A 14643-nucleotide genomic window follows, 5' to 3' on the forward strand; every position below is an offset into this window, starting at 1 on the left:
CGTAATCGTTTAAAGCTTGCTGCGAGTAAAACGGTGAGCGGATTTACAACGGGATAGTCAACATATTGATTTTATGATATTTGCGGCGGTAGGGAATCGTCCTGCCACCCCGACGGATAAAAATCCCGATGTACATCGGGATTTTTTTTAAATAGCATTGGTACTTTTGTATCAGGGTTGCGTAGCTCAGCTGGATAGAGCACCTGCCTTCTAAGCAGGCGGTCACAGGTTCGAATCCTGTCGCAATCACAACGACCCGTTCAGAAATGAACGGGTTCTTTGTATAAAGAACTAAGCCATATACCTTCAAATGAAAAACTTTTACCCGCTGCTGGTTACTATCCTGCTTTCTGCTATCACATCTACAAATGCATACGCTCAACCACAAAAAGGGCAATTTATAAATGCATCAATTGGGTTGGGACTGGCGGCACCATATGATGAGGCAGATGTGACCGGCGACGGCTTTTACGCACAGGCTGAATATGTTTGGGCACCAAAAAGGTGGTTTGGAATACGCCCATATGTTGGGGTTGCGACCGCCTCAGGCGAATCTGATGAAAATGGATTGTACAAGTCGAGGATTAAATCAAATGCAGCGTTGCTGGGCGCTAAGGTAAGGGTGGCAGCACCGATACCTTACGTTGCTCCATTCATAGAAGCAGGTGTGGGTATGTCTTTAGGTTCATTTGAGACCCGTACACAATTTACAGATATAGAAAAGTCAGGCGTGGTCATGCATATTCCGTTTTCGTTGGGTCTGGCAATTGGCCGCAGACATAATTATGAGATAAAGTTTACGTATTATAATCATGAAGCTGTAAAACAATATTCAGGCGCTGCAGCATTAGGGTTTTCTTTCCCAATTGGTACTGATGAAAAATAATACACATTAGCAAAAGTAATATACAGTCTTCCATTAATCTCTTAGCAATTTTTAACCTGCAATGCCACACTTAATGCTTGCCGCCCCAAAACCACACACTGCATAAGCATATCAATAGTTATTCTTACCGATTCTTTATATCCCGTCAGTGTTGGGTGCGACCCAAGGTCTGAACGCAGTGTAATGACGTGAGCGTCTCTTATATAATCAAAGTTGGCTGTCGTGCCGTTCCCGAGCTCTCTTGAGCCAGAGGGGACATGTTGTATTATCTCTACAGTTTCTGCAACCAAGGCATCAACATCACGATGTGTCACAGCGTTTTCAATTTTACTTTGTAATTCATGCAATTGCTTTACAGCATCAAGTTGTAATTGTGTAGGCTTATGATAAACAGTCATCTAATTCTTCGCAATTTTAGGAACTTCAATATTTGAATGTTACCTTATTTTACGCAGTGTCAAGTTATATGGTTTTCTTTAAAAGTAATTTTAGCATTTAGGCTGAGAATACTTTTCAATACAAAAGAGGCTCACCTATGTAAAAATACCCGACAACTAAAATACCGTATTTTTGCGTATAGCTTGATTAACAATTGGTTATAATTTTACACAACTAACTAATAGATATTCAATCATGGCTAAAAGATTATTACTTACATTCATTGGTGTTATAGGCTTTATGTTCCTTCTTTCTATGATTATGGCAACAATTCAGTACGTGAGATTATACTAAAACTACCCCTTCAACACAATATTATGTAAATTTATATTATTTAAAAAATAAATATATAATACTATATAATTGATTTTCACACCTATATTGATTAGTTTTGCCTGAAACCTTTTATTTAAAAAATGGTTATTAAACGAATTCTTCATATCTTAATCGTTCTTGGTTTCCTGGGAACTATATTCTATTTTGCTACTTCAGGATTTACACGTCCGGCAGCAAAAACAAAGGATTATATTGATCCTAACTTCAGCCAGCTTTACGGTACGCCAGACAAAATTGAGCTTACTAAAGAATTATACAACGTTGTGGGTGCAAAAAACATCGCCTTAAACGCTAACATAGACGGGCGCACCATAGTAGTTACCGGCAGTATGGAAAATGATAACCCTGACGAACCCTATACTGCAGAGAAGATACATAAAACAATAGTCCTTGTACCAATTACTATTTTCAGGAAATTTGCCGATGTACAAAGGGTGCGCTGTATAGTTAGCCACAACAGCCGCAACTACGGCATTGATGTAACACGTGATGCGTTTGAAGACTTTGTCGGCATTTCTGCTAATAACCCTGTAAACAACTGGGAGTCAAATGTTCTAAGCATGGTGGTTTATGATAAAATAAACCGTGATAACTTCATGGATTTGCACGGGCTTTATAAACCGGAGTATTAGAGATAAGTTATTCAGGTTTTTTCAGGCTTTCTATTATAGGTACAGGATTTTCGGCAACATATTTATCCCAGACTTTTGCATCGTAAACATGCGGTTCATCAAAAGCAAACTCCTTTTCAAAAGCTTCATCAAATTCAGTTTCTGCAATTTCAGCTCGTGTAAGGCATAAATATTCCGTCCTGGTAATTATATCGCCTTCAACTTTAATGTCATATGACACTTTTTCTTTACCACCATCAGTAATCTCGATGAATTTTAAGGGACGGTTTATATACATATAAGCGCCTTCGTCAGAACTGGCGTATTTAAGGTAGTAACTTTTATCGCAGGCCTTTTGTTCATACACGAGTGTACCCTTACTTATGTTGTCCGCATGTTTGACACCTAAAATAAATTTAAGGTTAAGCCCGCTTTTTACCTTGCCGTCCGCAAGCTGGTAATCTACCCGTACTATAGCGTAATCTGTAGGCGAGATATATAAAGTGCCTGCATATTTTGCCTTTCGTTTACGCGGACTGAAATTTATTCTATATAAATAGTTCCCTTCTTCATAATTTGAGACACCTGCAAATGTATACTCATAAAGCTCTTGTTTGGTAACAAAGTCATGATTGTACGTAAGATTGCTTTTTGCAGAAACCCCTATGATTTGCGATTTTGCACCCCTCAGGTTAGGGTTCTCTCGTTTTACTTTTTTGCCCCCTATTACTGTATCACGTGTACCGAATATGCCGCTTTTGATACGATATAATTTTGTAGTGTCAAGGTGGCTCATCAATAAAGCCATGCCTCTGAGTTCTGTATCTTCAGGCGTGGGCGCTAACTTGTCTTCTTTAAAACTTATACCCTTCCGGACCAAAAGTTTACTGTTGAATATCTTCTTACCGTTAACTATTTGAATGGCGGTGTAATAATCTGCCAGCATATCAGTTACTTTTTGTGGCGGATGCTTAATGAGATTGCTTGTAAAAACCTTTAATTCAGCATTTACTTTATCCAGGTCTTTTTTGGCTACTTTAGTTGACTTGCTCATTTCAGCTTCAGCCTGTATTGGTTTACACAGGGTTGATGTTCTAATAAATAACGTATTTTTAATTGGACTAGCTGCACCCTTGTAATTAGTAGCAAGATTGCGCTTTACAAGTGCCATGATGGTATCAGGATTTCGGCTGATACTTTTGACTGCAACTTCCTGCAGCTCATAAGCAATAGGTCCAAGCTTTAATGTCAATTGGTTTTGGCGCAATTGCATCAGGGTCATCGCTGCTTGCTGATATCCCAGATAACTGGCAATAATTAAAGTATTATCAAATTCCTGGTCTTTTGGCAGTATAGCAAGCCCATCATCATTGGTTACTATTCGGATGTTGTCAATTCTTAGAGTTGCCTGAGCCAGGCCTTTACCGGTTCGTGCATCTGTTACCTTAATAGTTGTTTGGGCAGAAGTTTTTATAAGTGCCAAAAAAAATATCAATAGTAAAAGTTCTCTAAGCATAGTATTGATTGGTTTTAATCTTGTAACGCCGACACAGGTATAAAAATTATAACGTTTATTTTCTTACAATAGAGCATAAATGAATTTCATTCTTCCTTTCTCTAAATAATTTTGAGGGGTTACAAACGTGGCAACAAAAGATTTTGACCAAAATCAAATTCAGATGCTCCAGGATAAACTTTTTTAACAATAATTTTAAAATTGGAGTTGATTTTGATTAAATTCGCAACTTCAACACAAATAAGACGATTCAAATGAGCAAAAAAGTAGTTATAGTATCAGCCGCACGTACTCCTATAGGTAGCTTTATGGGGGGGTTATCAACAGTAACGGCTGCTCAATTGGGTGCCGCAGCAATAAAAGGCGCTCTAGATAAAATAAACCTTGACGGCAAGCATGTAGATGAAGTTTTGATGGGTAATGTAGTGCAGGCCGGTGTTGGCCAGGCTCCGGCAAGGCAAGCTTCGCGCGGTGCAGGGCTTCCTGATAGCGTTGTGGCAACAACAGTAAATAAGGTTTGCGCTTCAGGTATGAAAGCGGTAATGCAGGGCGCTCAGGCCATTATGTGCGGCGATGCCGATGTAGTGGTTGCCGGCGGAATGGAAAATATGAGCCTTATACCTCACTATGTACAAATGCGTACAGGCGTGAAATTTGGCGGCGCTACAATGATTGACGGACTTCAGAAAGACGGCCTTAGCGATGCTTATGATAATAACGCAATGGGTGTTTGTGCAGATGCATGTGCAACGGAATACAAGATAAGCCGGGAAGAACAGGATGCTTTTGCTATTGAATCATACAACCGCTCTGCAAACGCGTGGAATTCAGGGAAATTTGATAATGAGGTTGTTCCGGTAGCTGTACCACAACGTAAAGGTGACCCGATAATGGTGACTAAAGATGAAGAGTACACTAACGTAAAGCTTGACAAAATACCTGCACTTAACGCTGCCTTCACTAAAGAAGGTACGGTAACTGCAGCCAATGCTTCTACAATAAATGATGGTGCTGCTGCGCTTGTGCTTATGAGCGAAGAAAAGGCTAATGAACTGGGCCTTAAGCCACTTGCCTACATAAGGTCTTACGCTGATGCTGAGCAGGAACCGAAATGGTTCACTACTTCGCCTGCCAAAGCGCTGCCTAAAGCCCTTGACAAAGCAGGGCTTACTAAAGAAGATGTTGATTTCTTTGAATTTAATGAGGCATTTTCTGTAGTAGGTATTGCCAACACTAAGATATTAGGCCTTGACCCTGCAAAAGTCAACGTAAATGGCGGTGCAGTTTCTCTTGGCCATCCGCTAGGTTGTTCAGGTGCGAGAATCATAGTAACTCTTCTTAGCGTATTGGAGCAAAATAATGGCAAAATAGGTGCTGCAGCTATATGCAATGGCGGCGGCGGCGCTTCGGCGATTGTGCTGGAACGTGCATAATTTTTTACAGAAAAAAGCTTTTCAACATATTGGCGCTGCTTTAAATTACCGCTATATTTGCGTGAATTGAAGCAGCGTTTTTTGTAGGCAATAATCAATAGACAATAAAAATATAAAATTTGATGTTCGGTATATGTAACCTTGCTATTGTTCCTCTCCGGCTTGAACCAAGCGACAGGAGTGAAATGACATCACAGTTACTATTCGGCGAACATTTTAAGGTTTTAGAACAGACACCTAAATGGTCTCGCATTGAGCTCGCTTTTGACGGCTACAACGGCTGGATTGACAATAAGCAATTCCGTGAGATTACAGAGGCTGACTATGAAAAACTGACATTGGGTGAAATAGTATTAAGCGGTGACCTTATTGAATATATTTCTACGCCAAAAAACGGCCTGATTACAATACCTTTAGGAGCTACGCTTTCTTTCTTAAACAGCACTATAAATACAGAGGGTTTTGCTTTTGACGGCACATCGGTTTCAGGAATCAAAACTAAAAAGGATCTTATTGAAACTGCGTTTCTTTACATGAATTCACCATACCTTTGGGGCGGACGTACACCTTTTGGAATTGATTGTTCAGGATTTGTGCAAATGGTTTATAAAATAAACGGTTTCAGGCTTCTACGGGATGCATCGCAGCAAGCCACACAGGGTGAAGCCCTCAGTTTTATTGAAGAAAGCGAACCTGGTGACCTTGCTTTTTTGATAATGAAGAAGGCCGCATCATTCACGTAGGCATTATTATGGAAGATAATTATATTATCCATGCACATGGCCAGGTTCGTATTGACAGGCTTGACCATCTTGGCATCTATAATATTGACACTAAACGCCATACACACAAATTGCGCGTTATAAAAAAGATAATTTAAGTATATCTGTTAACTTTTTTTATAAATTAGCTGTATAATTCAGGCATACATTTTGCGTTATGAAAAGCATGACAAGATATATGATACCGATGCTTTTACTGATTCTCTCTTTCGGGTGCCAGTCAACCGAAGAGGGCCAAAATAATACTGCCGAGAGCCATCTTGCTGCTGAAGAGATACTTAATGTTCAATATGGCGAGAAGAGCGAGCAGAAGATGGACATTTACCTGCCTGAAGGACGAAACAGCAATACCAAAGTCTTTATACTGGTGCATGGCGGCGGCTGGACAGGAGGTTCAAAGGCTGACACGGCCTATGTTATACCAATGCTTAAGCAGCAGTTTCCCGGTTATGCAATAGTAAATATTGACTACAGGCTTGCCAGCATACAATACCCGGCTTTCCCAAAACAGGTTCAGGATATTGAGGAGGCCATTCAGTTCCTGAAAAGAAGTAATTATAAAATTTCAAATAACTATGCGCTGATTGGTGCTAGCGCAGGCGCACATATTGCCATGCTTTATAGTTACAGGTTTGATACTCACGGCGATATAAAAGCCGTTTGCAGCATTGTAGGGCCAAGCGACTTTACAGACCCGAATTATAAAAATCACCCCTATTTTCATTACGGGGCGCAATATTTGATTGGGAACATCAACTACCGGGAACATCCTGAAGTTGTTGAAACTGTCAGCCCGGCAATGCAGGTTAAAACTACTTCACCCCCTACCATAATGTTTTACGGTGGGCAGGGACCCCTCTTGTACCTCTTACACAGGGGAGCAGGCTAAAGGCGAAACTTGACGAAAAAGGTGTATACAACGAGTATTACCTGTACCAGAATGGCGGCCATGGTAACTGGGATATGCAGACGATGACAAACTTCTCTGAAAAGCTTGTGGCTTTTTTTAGAAATAAATTCTAAGCTACTTAGCTTCTGAGCCGCTTAGCTAAGATGCTGGTCGCTCAGGAGCTTAGTCGCTTTCTCTCAAAATCTGTTCTGCGTGGGTTTTGGTTTTTACGTCATCAATAACCCGTTCAACTATGCCCTGTTCATCAATAACAAAAGTTGTGCGGTGGATACCGTCAAACAGCCTTCCCATGAATTTCTTCGGGCCCCATACACCAAAAGCATTAATGACAGCTTTATCCTCATCGGCAATTAACGGAAACGGCAGGTTGTATTTATCAATAAATTTTTGCTGCTTTTTACCTGAATCAGCGCTTACGCCTAACAATTCATAGCCTTTGTCCTTCAGCATCTTGTAGTTGTCCCGCAGATTACAGGCTTCGTTGGTGCAGCTTGGTGTATCTGCTTTTGGGTAAAAGAAAACTATAAGTTTTTTGCCTTTGTAATCTGATAGTTTATGTTGTTTCCCTGTCTGGTCGGTGCCAAGATTTTCCGGCGCCTTATCTCCTGATTTAAGTGTATTCATAATGTATATTTGTAGTGTAAAAATATGGCATAATGACCAAAGCACAAAAAGCAAAGTTTGTTATTGATACCCTTGAGGAAATTTATCCTGAAGTACCTATTCCCCTCGACCATAAAGACCCTTACACCCTGCTTATTGCGGTACTGATGTCGGCACAAAGCACTGATGCGCGTGTGAATATTATAACACCCCAACTCTTCGCAAAGGCCGATAACCCTTATGACATGGTAAAACTTACTGTTGAGGAGATTCAGGACATCATCCGGCCCGTTGGACTTTCACCAATGAAAGCAAAAGGCATACACGGGCTGTCGCAAATATTGATTGATAAACACGGCGGTAAGGTTCCGGATAATTTTGCCGACCTTGAAGCCCTACCTGCAGTCGGGCACAAAACAGCAAGCGTGGTAATGAGCCAGGCATTTGGCGTACCGGCCTTCCCGGTTGATACGCACATACACAGGCTGATGTACCGCTGGGGGGCTGAGCAATGGAAAAAATGTAGTACAGACCGAAACCGATGCCAAGAAGCTATTCCCTAAAGAGCTGTGGAACAAACTCCACCTTCAGATAATTTATTACGGACGCGAATATTCCCCTGCACGCGGCTGGGACCTGAATAAAGACATCATCACGGCAACCATCGGAAGAAAAGAAGTGCTGGCAGAATTTGATAAAAAAACCTCCCGTTAAGTGCGAGAGGTTTTTCTTTAATTAGCGATATTCTCGTAGGTTCCGTTCTCGGTCTTAACTATCTTCAGTGCTTTAGAATAGTTAAGCAAAAACTCGACTGTTTCTTTCTTTGGTAACATTTCAGGAGTTGCTAAATTTTTCTCAGAGTAAATTTTTGCCATGTATAAAGTTTTTTATTTCTTATACAACGGCAGCAGCCTCCTTTATATTGCCTAATTCGTCAAAATAATTTTATTTTTTTCTATAATTTTTCGCAGGTTCATGAGTGCATAGCGCATACGGCCCAGTGCGGTGTTAATGCTTACACCTGTCATATCAGCTATTTCCTTAAAGCTCAGGTCCTGATAGATACGCATGTGCAGCACTTCACGCTGGTCATCAGGCAGTTCAAGTATCAGCCTTTGCAGGTCATTCTCCACCTGTTCAGTAATGATTTGTCCTTCAACATTAAGGCTGTTATCGGTCATTATCGAGAAGATAGAAAACTCTTCAGTTTCACGCGTCATCGGCATCTTTTTGTTTTTCCTGAAATGGTCAACAATAATATTATGCGCAATACGCATTACCCACGGCAGGAATTTGCCTTCTTCATTATATGAATTAGACTTCAGGGTTTTAATTACCTTAATAAAGGTATCCTGGAAAATATCATCGGATATATCGCGGTCTGAAACCTTTGAATAGATAAACCCGTAAAGTTTAGATTGATGCCTTTTAATTAATATGGTGAGAGCACTTTCGTCTCCGCCCATATAATTCTTTACTAAGACAGCGTCAGGGATTGCAACAGTAGCCATAACATTACTTTTTAGTTTTTTGAATTTGATGATCTAAAAACGGTTTTATCCGTGTAAAAAGTAATGGTACTTAATAGGCATTCTGTTAATTAAAGTATAATGATATGCCAAATATACCATAATTAAATTTTAATTTCCAAGAGCATTTTAAAATTTTAACATAATCAGGACAATAATTTTATTATTATGGTGATAATGCAAACTAAAATCAACAGCTTTGAGCAAAAAAATAATTTTTATGCAGAAACTTCTTCTTAAACTATTTTTTCATTCCGCTGCAGCCTGTATATTGTCTTTATGATACGTTCATTTACAGTCTCAGCACGCTTTGCCGAAAATATCCACTGGCTGCACATTTTCTGCTCCCAATTTTTCCGGCTGCTGAACTTTTTGCTCACCCCGGCTTCATCAAGCCGCATAACCAATTCCTGAGGGATAACGAATCCTGATGTGTCCCGGTAAAGCTTTACCTTTACATTGTCGCCTTCCTCCTTGCCTATTTTCTTTCTTATTTCCGCTTTTACAGCCATAAGCAGCACGCCATTACCATAAGGCATCAGGCTGTAATCGGCTACTTCATAATCATCAATAGTGCCGCAAACCTTTACAATGCCAAAAGGCGCATCTTTATCTTTGGGTATTTCGGGAAGCAAAATGTATGTCCACCCGCCTTTACCGGGAAAGCGCTGCAGCGTATATTCTTTATCTGTAAGGAGTTCCATGATCCAAATGTAGCTAATCCCAATGTTTTTTGAAAAATTCGGCAAGCGCATCGTTAATTTTAAGGTCGGTGCCGTGGCCAATACCTGTATAAGTAATAAATTCACCTGCTACACCCTCTTCCTCATATATTTTACGCATAAATTGCCAACGTTCAGTAAGCCCTTTACCCATAAGCGAATAAATCAATTCACGCTCTTGTATGCTGTAAGCATCATCAAAAGCAGCAGCGTCGTTATCATCTTTTTCACCCATGTATAACATCTTTGGCACTTCAATGTATTCCTTCAGGTCAACTTTTTTGCCAGTAACATTTTTAATATCAGCTGTCCCCAGCGGGTACTGAAGTTTTTTGCCGCTAAGCTTATCTTTTGGGAGAATAACCATGGCGTTAATGCCGCCTGCAGCGACAGCCTGGACCATTTCAGGATGCAGCATTGAAAACCTGTTGGCAAAAGTGCCCGAGGCAGAAAATCCTGTAATGAATATTTTTTGCTTAACTACATATCCCTTGTCCGCAAGCTGCAGCCTGGCATGGTTTATCATAGCTATAAGCTGGAGGTCTAAACGATTTTTTTGAAGAAAAGAATCTCTGTCAAGCGCGTGGGTATATAACAGAGGTTCTTTGGCCGGGCGCGGAAAAATCGGAACAAGAAACGGCAGCCCAAGCTTTTCGGCCGTATAATTGCCTACTCCGCTTTCGCTTGCCTGGTTTATGGCAGCTATCTCATGAACAGCAATTGAATCGCTTAGCCTACCAGTATTATTAGTCTCAACAAGTATATGCACTGCCCTTGACAGTTTTAGTTTAGCCGGATAATAAAGAAGATAGTCGAAATTATATCCGGCAGCCGGATTTGCAGGAAACTTGTAAAGTGTGCCGTATTCAGTTTTTTTAATAATGGAACCGCCTTCGGCAAGGCAGGTAGCAGAAAACAAAATTGCGATGAATAATTTTAACATTACGGTGATTGATTGATGATTTATAACCGTAAGACTATTTATACAATTATTTGTTACAGCTATTGATGGAATTTAATTGAAATTGTTTCGCCCGGGGTAATGGTAACTTGGCTACCCATCAGCAGCGCCCTGTTATCACTTATGTGCCCTGCCGGGAAGTCGAAATATACAGGGCAGTCAAAATGCTCCAGTGTGATTTCACGATAGTCCCTGCCCCACGGTAAAGTAGATTCTTTAATATCGGTCATATCTCCTACAATCAAAGCTTTAAGCCCCGATAATTTACCAGCACGTTTAAGTGACATAAGCATGCGGTCGTAATGATAACGATACTCGTCAATATCCTCGATAAAAAGTATTTTGCCGTTGGTGTCAATATCTGATTCTGAACCCAAAACAGCATATAGCATAGAGAGGTTTCCGCCCACAAGCGTTCCGGATATCACATCGCTATTAGTCAAACCCGACTGTGAACTGTTACTGCGACTGTGAACTCTATTATATACCCCAGCAGGAATTTTATATTCCAGCCCTTCGCCGAACAAAATTTTTAGGATGGAATCTGTAGACTCAAACGTAGCCTTCGCATAGCCCTGAAGCATTACGCCATGAAGCGATTGTATCCCGAAATTGTGCACATGGCAATGCAGCAATGTGATATCGCTATAGCCCACCAGCCATTTCGGATTTTCCCTGAACTTATCCCAGTTGATTCCATCGATAATGCGCAGCGTACCGTAGCCTCCTTTGGTAAAGAATATAGCTTTGATATTTTCATCATCGAGCATTTGCTGCAAGTCGGCCAGGCGTTCGGCATCCGTCCCTGCCAGGAAACCATATTCATTAAAAGCATTTTGCCCTATTACAGGCACGAGTCCCCAGCTTTTCAGCACGGCCAGCCCCTGCTCTATTTCGTGGGGTTCAGTACGTTTGGCAGTGCTTACAATGCCTACGCGGTCGTGGGGTTTGAGGTTTGGGGGTGAGCTCAAGGTGTTTATAAATTAATAGCTAATAATGAACTCAAATATAGTAATTCCCTTCGCAATACCTTAACAAAAAATTCCATTCAATATCGTATCTTCGCCTATTCAAATTTTGCCATGATAAAGACAGATTTTTCTACTCTTGAACCCAAGAAAAATATCCTGATAAAAGGTGCGCAGCTGCACAACCTCAAGAATATAGACGTTGCCATTCCGCGCAACAAACTCGTAGTGATTACAGGGCTTTCTGGCTCCGGTAAGTCAAGCCTTGCCTTTGATACGCTCTATGCCGAAGGCCAGCGCCGCTATGTTGAAAGCCTTTCCTCTTACGCACGCCAGTTCCTGGGCCGCCTCGACAAACCGAAGGTGGAATACATCAAGGGGATTGCCCCTGCCATCGCCATCGAGCAAAAGGTGAATACTGTTAACGCGCGATCGACTGTTGGCACCAGCACGGAAATTTATGATTACATGAAATTGTTGTTCGCGCGAATCGGTAAAACATACTCCCCTGTATCAGGCCGTGAGGTTAAAAAAGACACTGTGACCGATGTCATTAACGAAGTGAAGTCGTTTGACGAAGGCAGCCGATGGTTGCTTTTGTCTCCTGTTCATATCGAAAAAGGCCGCTCTATCGAAGAAAAACTAGGCATACTATTACAGCAGGGTTTTGCACGGATATTAGCTGATAATGAGATGCTTCGCCTTGATGAATTGGAAGGCGTCGATTTCGACAATAAAGAGGTTTTGCTGGTGGTTGACCGTCTTGTGGTAAAACACGAAGAGGAATTTTACAACCGCCTTGCCGATGCTGTGCAGGCTGCCTTTTACGAAGGTAAAGGCGAGCTTTTCCTGCAAAATGTCGAGAGTGGCAACCGCTTTCCTTTCAGTAATAAGTTTGAGTTGGACGGCATTACCTTCCTTGAGCCGAATGTGCACCTTTTCAGCTTCAACAACCCTTACGGCGCGTGCCCTTCCTGCGAAGGTTACGGCAACATCATTGGCATTGACGAAGAACTGGTTGTACCAAACACTGCGCTTTCGGTTTACGAAAATGCTATCTTCCCATGGCGCGGCGAGAGCATGGGCTGGTACCGCGACCAGCTGGTAAACAACAGCCATAAATTTGATTTCCCGATACATAAGCCTTATTTCCAATTATCAGAAAGCGACCGTAACCTGATCTGGACCGGCAATAGATACTTCACCGGTCTCAATGATTTCTTCGCTGAGCTTGAGGAGAAAAACTATAAAATACAGAACCGTGTTATGCTGTCACGCTACCGCGGAAAGACCAAATGCCCCGTTTGCAAGGGCAAAAGACTGAAGCCGGAGACAAACTATGTGAAGATTGCCGACCGTACCATCAGTGACCTCGTTGACCTCCCGATAAAAGATTTGGCTGTGTTTTTCGAACGGCTTGAACTCTCTGAATTTGACTTAAAGGTGGCGAAAAGGCTGCTTGTTGAAATAAACAACCGCCTTCGCTTTTTGCAGGAAGTAGGCCTCTCCTACCTTACACTGAACCGCCGCTCGGCTACACTTTCAGGTGGTGAGAGTCAGCGTATTAACCTCGCTACCAGCATGGGCAGCAGCCTTGTGGGTTCTATGTATATTCTCGACGAACCCAGCATCGGCCTGCACCCCAAAGACACTGAGAGGCTTATAAATGTGCTGGTGGGCCTGCGCGATCTTGGCAATACTGTTATAGTTGTTGAGCATGACGAAGACATTATGAAAGCTGCCGATATGATCATTGATATTGGTCCGGAAGCCGGTACGCATGGGGGCCGCCTCGTGGCGCAGGGCACATATGATGAGATACTGCAATCAGATTCTCTTACCGCAAAATACCTGAACGGCGACCTGGAGATTGAAGTCCCGAAAAAGCGACGTAAATACAAACATCACGTAGATGTCATCGGTGCGCGCGAGAATAACCTTCAAAATATTGACGTAACCTTTCCGCTGGATTGCCTTACCGTGATTACAGGTGTTTCGGGTAGTGGTAAAAGTACACTGGTAAAGAAGATACTCTTCCCTGCCATGCAGAAAAAGCTTGAAGGCGTAGGCGAAAAAGCCGGTCAGTTTACGGAACTTCAGGGGAACTTTAGCCATATAAAACACATTGAATACGTAGACCAGAATCCTATCGGGCGCAGCTCGAGGTCGAACCCGGTTACGTACATCAAGGCGTATGATGACATCCGCGACCTGTTTGCCAAGCAGAAGTTGTCGGGTATTCGCGGTTACCAAAGCAAGCATTTCTCATTCAACGTTGACGGCGGCCGATGCGATACCTGCAAGGGCGAGGGCGAGGTTACCATCGAGATGCAGTTTATGGCTGATGTGCACCTGGAATGTGAGACCTGCAATGGCAAACGCTTTAAGAAAGAGATACTTGAAGTGACGTTTGAGGGCAAGAATATTGATGACGTACTTACCATGACCATTGATGATGCCGTGGCGTTTTTCAGCGAGCACAAGCAGGCCAAGATAACTCAAAAGCTGCAGCCGTTGCAGGATGTAGGCTTGGGTTATGTACAGCTTGGGCAGTCGTCTTCTACCCTTTCGGGCGGTGAGGCGCAGCGTATTAAGCTGGCATCATTTCTTGTGAAAGGTGCGACTAAAGAGAAAGCGTTGTTTGTATTTGACGAGCCAACCACCGGGCTTCATTTCCATGACATAAAAAAACTGCTGGCATCGTTTGAGGCGTTGCTTGATAAAGGCCATAGCATCATTGTGATTGAGCATAACCTCTACCTTATCAAATGCGCTGACTACATTATCGACATCGGCCCGGAAGGCGGCGAGAACGGTGGGCATCTGGTAGCTTTCGGCACACCGGAAGAGGTTGCTAAGAACCCGAAATCAGTGACGGGAGATTATTTGAGGGAGAAGCTTTAATTTGGCGTGAGTTAGCATAATTTTATTTAATATTTTGGTAAAAA

Annotated in this window: 13 protein-coding genes, 1 tRNA gene and 2 pseudogenes; 8 read left to right on the forward strand and 8 right to left on the reverse strand. The window is 42.1% G+C overall.

Translation table 11 applies throughout. From position 1 onward, the window contains the following. Positions 1-175 precede the first annotated feature (175 nt). Together LRS05_RS11470 and LRS05_RS11475 are read left to right on the forward strand one after the other, a co-directional pair. Positions 176-249, forward strand: a tRNA-Arg gene (locus tag LRS05_RS11470). A 61-nt stretch (positions 250-310) separates the two neighbouring features. Further along, positions 311-886 carry a hypothetical protein gene (locus LRS05_RS11475; RefSeq protein ID WP_257868454.1) on the forward strand — a complete coding sequence of 192 codons (576 nt, stop codon included), beginning with the start codon at positions 311-313 and terminating at the stop codon, positions 884-886. A 41-nt stretch (positions 887-927) separates the two neighbouring features. Here LRS05_RS11475 and LRS05_RS11480 read toward each other — a convergent pair whose 3' ends face one another. Next, positions 928-1284, reverse strand: a complete 357-nt coding sequence (locus LRS05_RS11480) for a hypothetical protein (protein WP_257868455.1) — start codon at positions 1282-1284, stop codon at positions 928-930. 456 nt (positions 1285-1740) lie between these two features. Between LRS05_RS11480 and LRS05_RS11485 the strand changes: the two genes are divergently transcribed. Beyond that, the gene (locus LRS05_RS11485) at positions 1741-2292 is read left to right on the forward strand and encodes a hypothetical protein (protein WP_257868456.1); all 552 of its coding nucleotides are present in this window, start codon (positions 1741-1743) and stop codon (positions 2290-2292) included. Positions 2293-2299: 7 nt separating this feature from the next. On the opposite strand, the gene LRS05_RS11490 is transcribed toward LRS05_RS11485, so the two are convergent. Further along, complete coding sequence (locus LRS05_RS11490) at positions 2300-3787, reverse strand: carboxypeptidase-like regulatory domain-containing protein (RefSeq protein WP_257868457.1); 1488 nt, start codon at positions 3785-3787, stop codon at positions 2300-2302. A 254-nt stretch (positions 3788-4041) separates the two neighbouring features. On the opposite strand from LRS05_RS11490, the gene LRS05_RS11495 reads away from it, so the two are divergent. The 3 genes and pseudogenes from LRS05_RS11495 to LRS05_RS11505 all read left to right on the forward strand — a co-directional run bounded on the left by LRS05_RS11495 (position 4042) and on the right by LRS05_RS11505 (position 6891). Then, on the forward strand, positions 4042-5220 hold the full coding sequence (locus tag LRS05_RS11495) for an acetyl-CoA C-acyltransferase (RefSeq protein ID WP_257868458.1): 1179 nt from the start codon (positions 4042-4044) through the stop codon (positions 5218-5220). 122 nt (positions 5221-5342) lie between these two features. Next, positions 5343-6100: pseudogene (locus LRS05_RS11500) on the forward strand (NlpC/P60 family protein). A 59-nt stretch (positions 6101-6159) separates the two neighbouring features. After that, complete coding sequence (locus LRS05_RS11505) at positions 6160-6891, forward strand: alpha/beta hydrolase (RefSeq protein ID WP_257868459.1); 732 nt, start codon at positions 6160-6162, stop codon at positions 6889-6891. A gap of 183 nt (positions 6892-7074) precedes the next feature. On the opposite strand, the gene bcp is transcribed toward LRS05_RS11505, so the two are convergent. Then, a complete protein-coding gene (gene bcp / locus LRS05_RS11510) occupies positions 7075-7536 on the reverse strand; it encodes a thioredoxin-dependent thiol peroxidase (protein ID WP_257868460.1) in 462 nt (153 codons plus the stop codon). Positions 7537-7568: 32 nt separating this feature from the next. Here bcp and nth point away from each other — a divergent pair. Next, a pseudogene (gene nth / locus LRS05_RS11515) lies at positions 7569-8229 on the forward strand (endonuclease III). Between the two features lie 17 nt (positions 8230-8246). Here the strand turns inward: nth and LRS05_RS11520 are convergent. The 5 genes from LRS05_RS11520 to LRS05_RS11540 all read right to left on the reverse strand — a co-directional run bounded on the left by LRS05_RS11520 (position 8247) and on the right by LRS05_RS11540 (position 11698). Beyond that, the gene (locus tag LRS05_RS11520) at positions 8247-8390 is read right to left on the reverse strand and encodes a hypothetical protein (RefSeq protein WP_257868461.1); all 144 of its coding nucleotides are present in this window, start codon (positions 8388-8390) and stop codon (positions 8247-8249) included. Positions 8391-8441: 51 nt separating this feature from the next. Further along, positions 8442-9026, reverse strand: coding sequence for an RNA polymerase sigma factor (locus LRS05_RS11525; RefSeq protein WP_257868462.1), 585 nt, complete (start codon positions 9024-9026; stop codon positions 8442-8444). Between the two features lie 254 nt (positions 9027-9280). Further along, positions 9281-9748: a YdeI/OmpD-associated family protein gene (locus tag LRS05_RS11530; protein WP_257868463.1), complete on the reverse strand. Its 468-nt coding sequence runs from the start codon at positions 9746-9748 to the stop codon at positions 9281-9283. Between the two features lie 13 nt (positions 9749-9761). After that, positions 9762-10709, reverse strand: a complete 948-nt coding sequence (locus tag LRS05_RS11535; protein WP_257868464.1) for a hypothetical protein — start codon at positions 10707-10709, stop codon at positions 9762-9764. A gap of 59 nt (positions 10710-10768) precedes the next feature. Continuing rightward, on the reverse strand, positions 10769-11698 hold the full coding sequence (locus LRS05_RS11540; protein WP_257868465.1) for an LD-carboxypeptidase: 930 nt from the start codon (positions 11696-11698) through the stop codon (positions 10769-10771). Between the two features lie 111 nt (positions 11699-11809). Here LRS05_RS11540 and uvrA point away from each other — a divergent pair, with 111 nt between their 5' ends. Then, positions 11810-14599, forward strand: coding sequence for an excinuclease ABC subunit UvrA (gene uvrA, locus LRS05_RS11545; RefSeq protein ID WP_257868466.1), 2790 nt, complete (start codon positions 11810-11812; stop codon positions 14597-14599). The last annotated feature ends 44 nt before the right edge of the window (positions 14600-14643 follow it).

Source organism: Flavobacterium sp. J372, assembly GCF_024699965.1.
Taxonomy (GTDB): domain Bacteria; phylum Bacteroidota; class Bacteroidia; order Flavobacteriales; family Flavobacteriaceae; genus Flavobacterium.

Excerpts from the sequence above, each read along its gene's own strand:
- LRS05_RS11475 (WP_257868454.1), top strand. The coding sequence starts at position 311 with ATGAAAAACTTTTACCCGCTGCTGGTTACTATCCTGCTTTCTGCTATC.
- LRS05_RS11525 (WP_257868462.1), bottom strand. The coding sequence starts at position 9,026 with ATGGCTACTGTTGCAATCCCTGACGCTGTCTTAGTAAAGAATTATATG.
- LRS05_RS11535 (WP_257868464.1), bottom strand. The coding sequence starts at position 10,709 with ATGTTAAAATTATTCATCGCAATTTTGTTTTCTGCTACCTGCCTTGCC.
- LRS05_RS11530 (WP_257868463.1), bottom strand. The coding sequence starts at position 9,748 with ATGGAACTCCTTACAGATAAAGAATATACGCTGCAGCGCTTTCCCGGT.
- LRS05_RS11520 (WP_257868461.1), bottom strand. The coding sequence starts at position 8,390 with ATGGCAAAAATTTACTCTGAGAAAAATTTAGCAACTCCTGAAATGTTA.
- LRS05_RS11485 (WP_257868456.1), top strand. The coding sequence starts at position 1,741 with ATGGTTATTAAACGAATTCTTCATATCTTAATCGTTCTTGGTTTCCTG.
- LRS05_RS11505 (WP_257868459.1), top strand. The coding sequence starts at position 6,160 with ATGAAAAGCATGACAAGATATATGATACCGATGCTTTTACTGATTCTC.
- LRS05_RS11495 (WP_257868458.1), top strand. The coding sequence starts at position 4,042 with ATGAGCAAAAAAGTAGTTATAGTATCAGCCGCACGTACTCCTATAGGT.
- bcp (WP_257868460.1), bottom strand. The coding sequence starts at position 7,536 with ATGAATACACTTAAATCAGGAGATAAGGCGCCGGAAAATCTTGGCACC.
- LRS05_RS11490 (WP_257868457.1), bottom strand. The coding sequence starts at position 3,787 with ATGCTTAGAGAACTTTTACTATTGATATTTTTTTTGGCACTTATAAAA.
- uvrA (WP_257868466.1), top strand. The coding sequence starts at position 11,810 with ATGATAAAGACAGATTTTTCTACTCTTGAACCCAAGAAAAATATCCTG.
- LRS05_RS11480 (WP_257868455.1), bottom strand. The coding sequence starts at position 1,284 with ATGACTGTTTATCATAAGCCTACACAATTACAACTTGATGCTGTAAAG.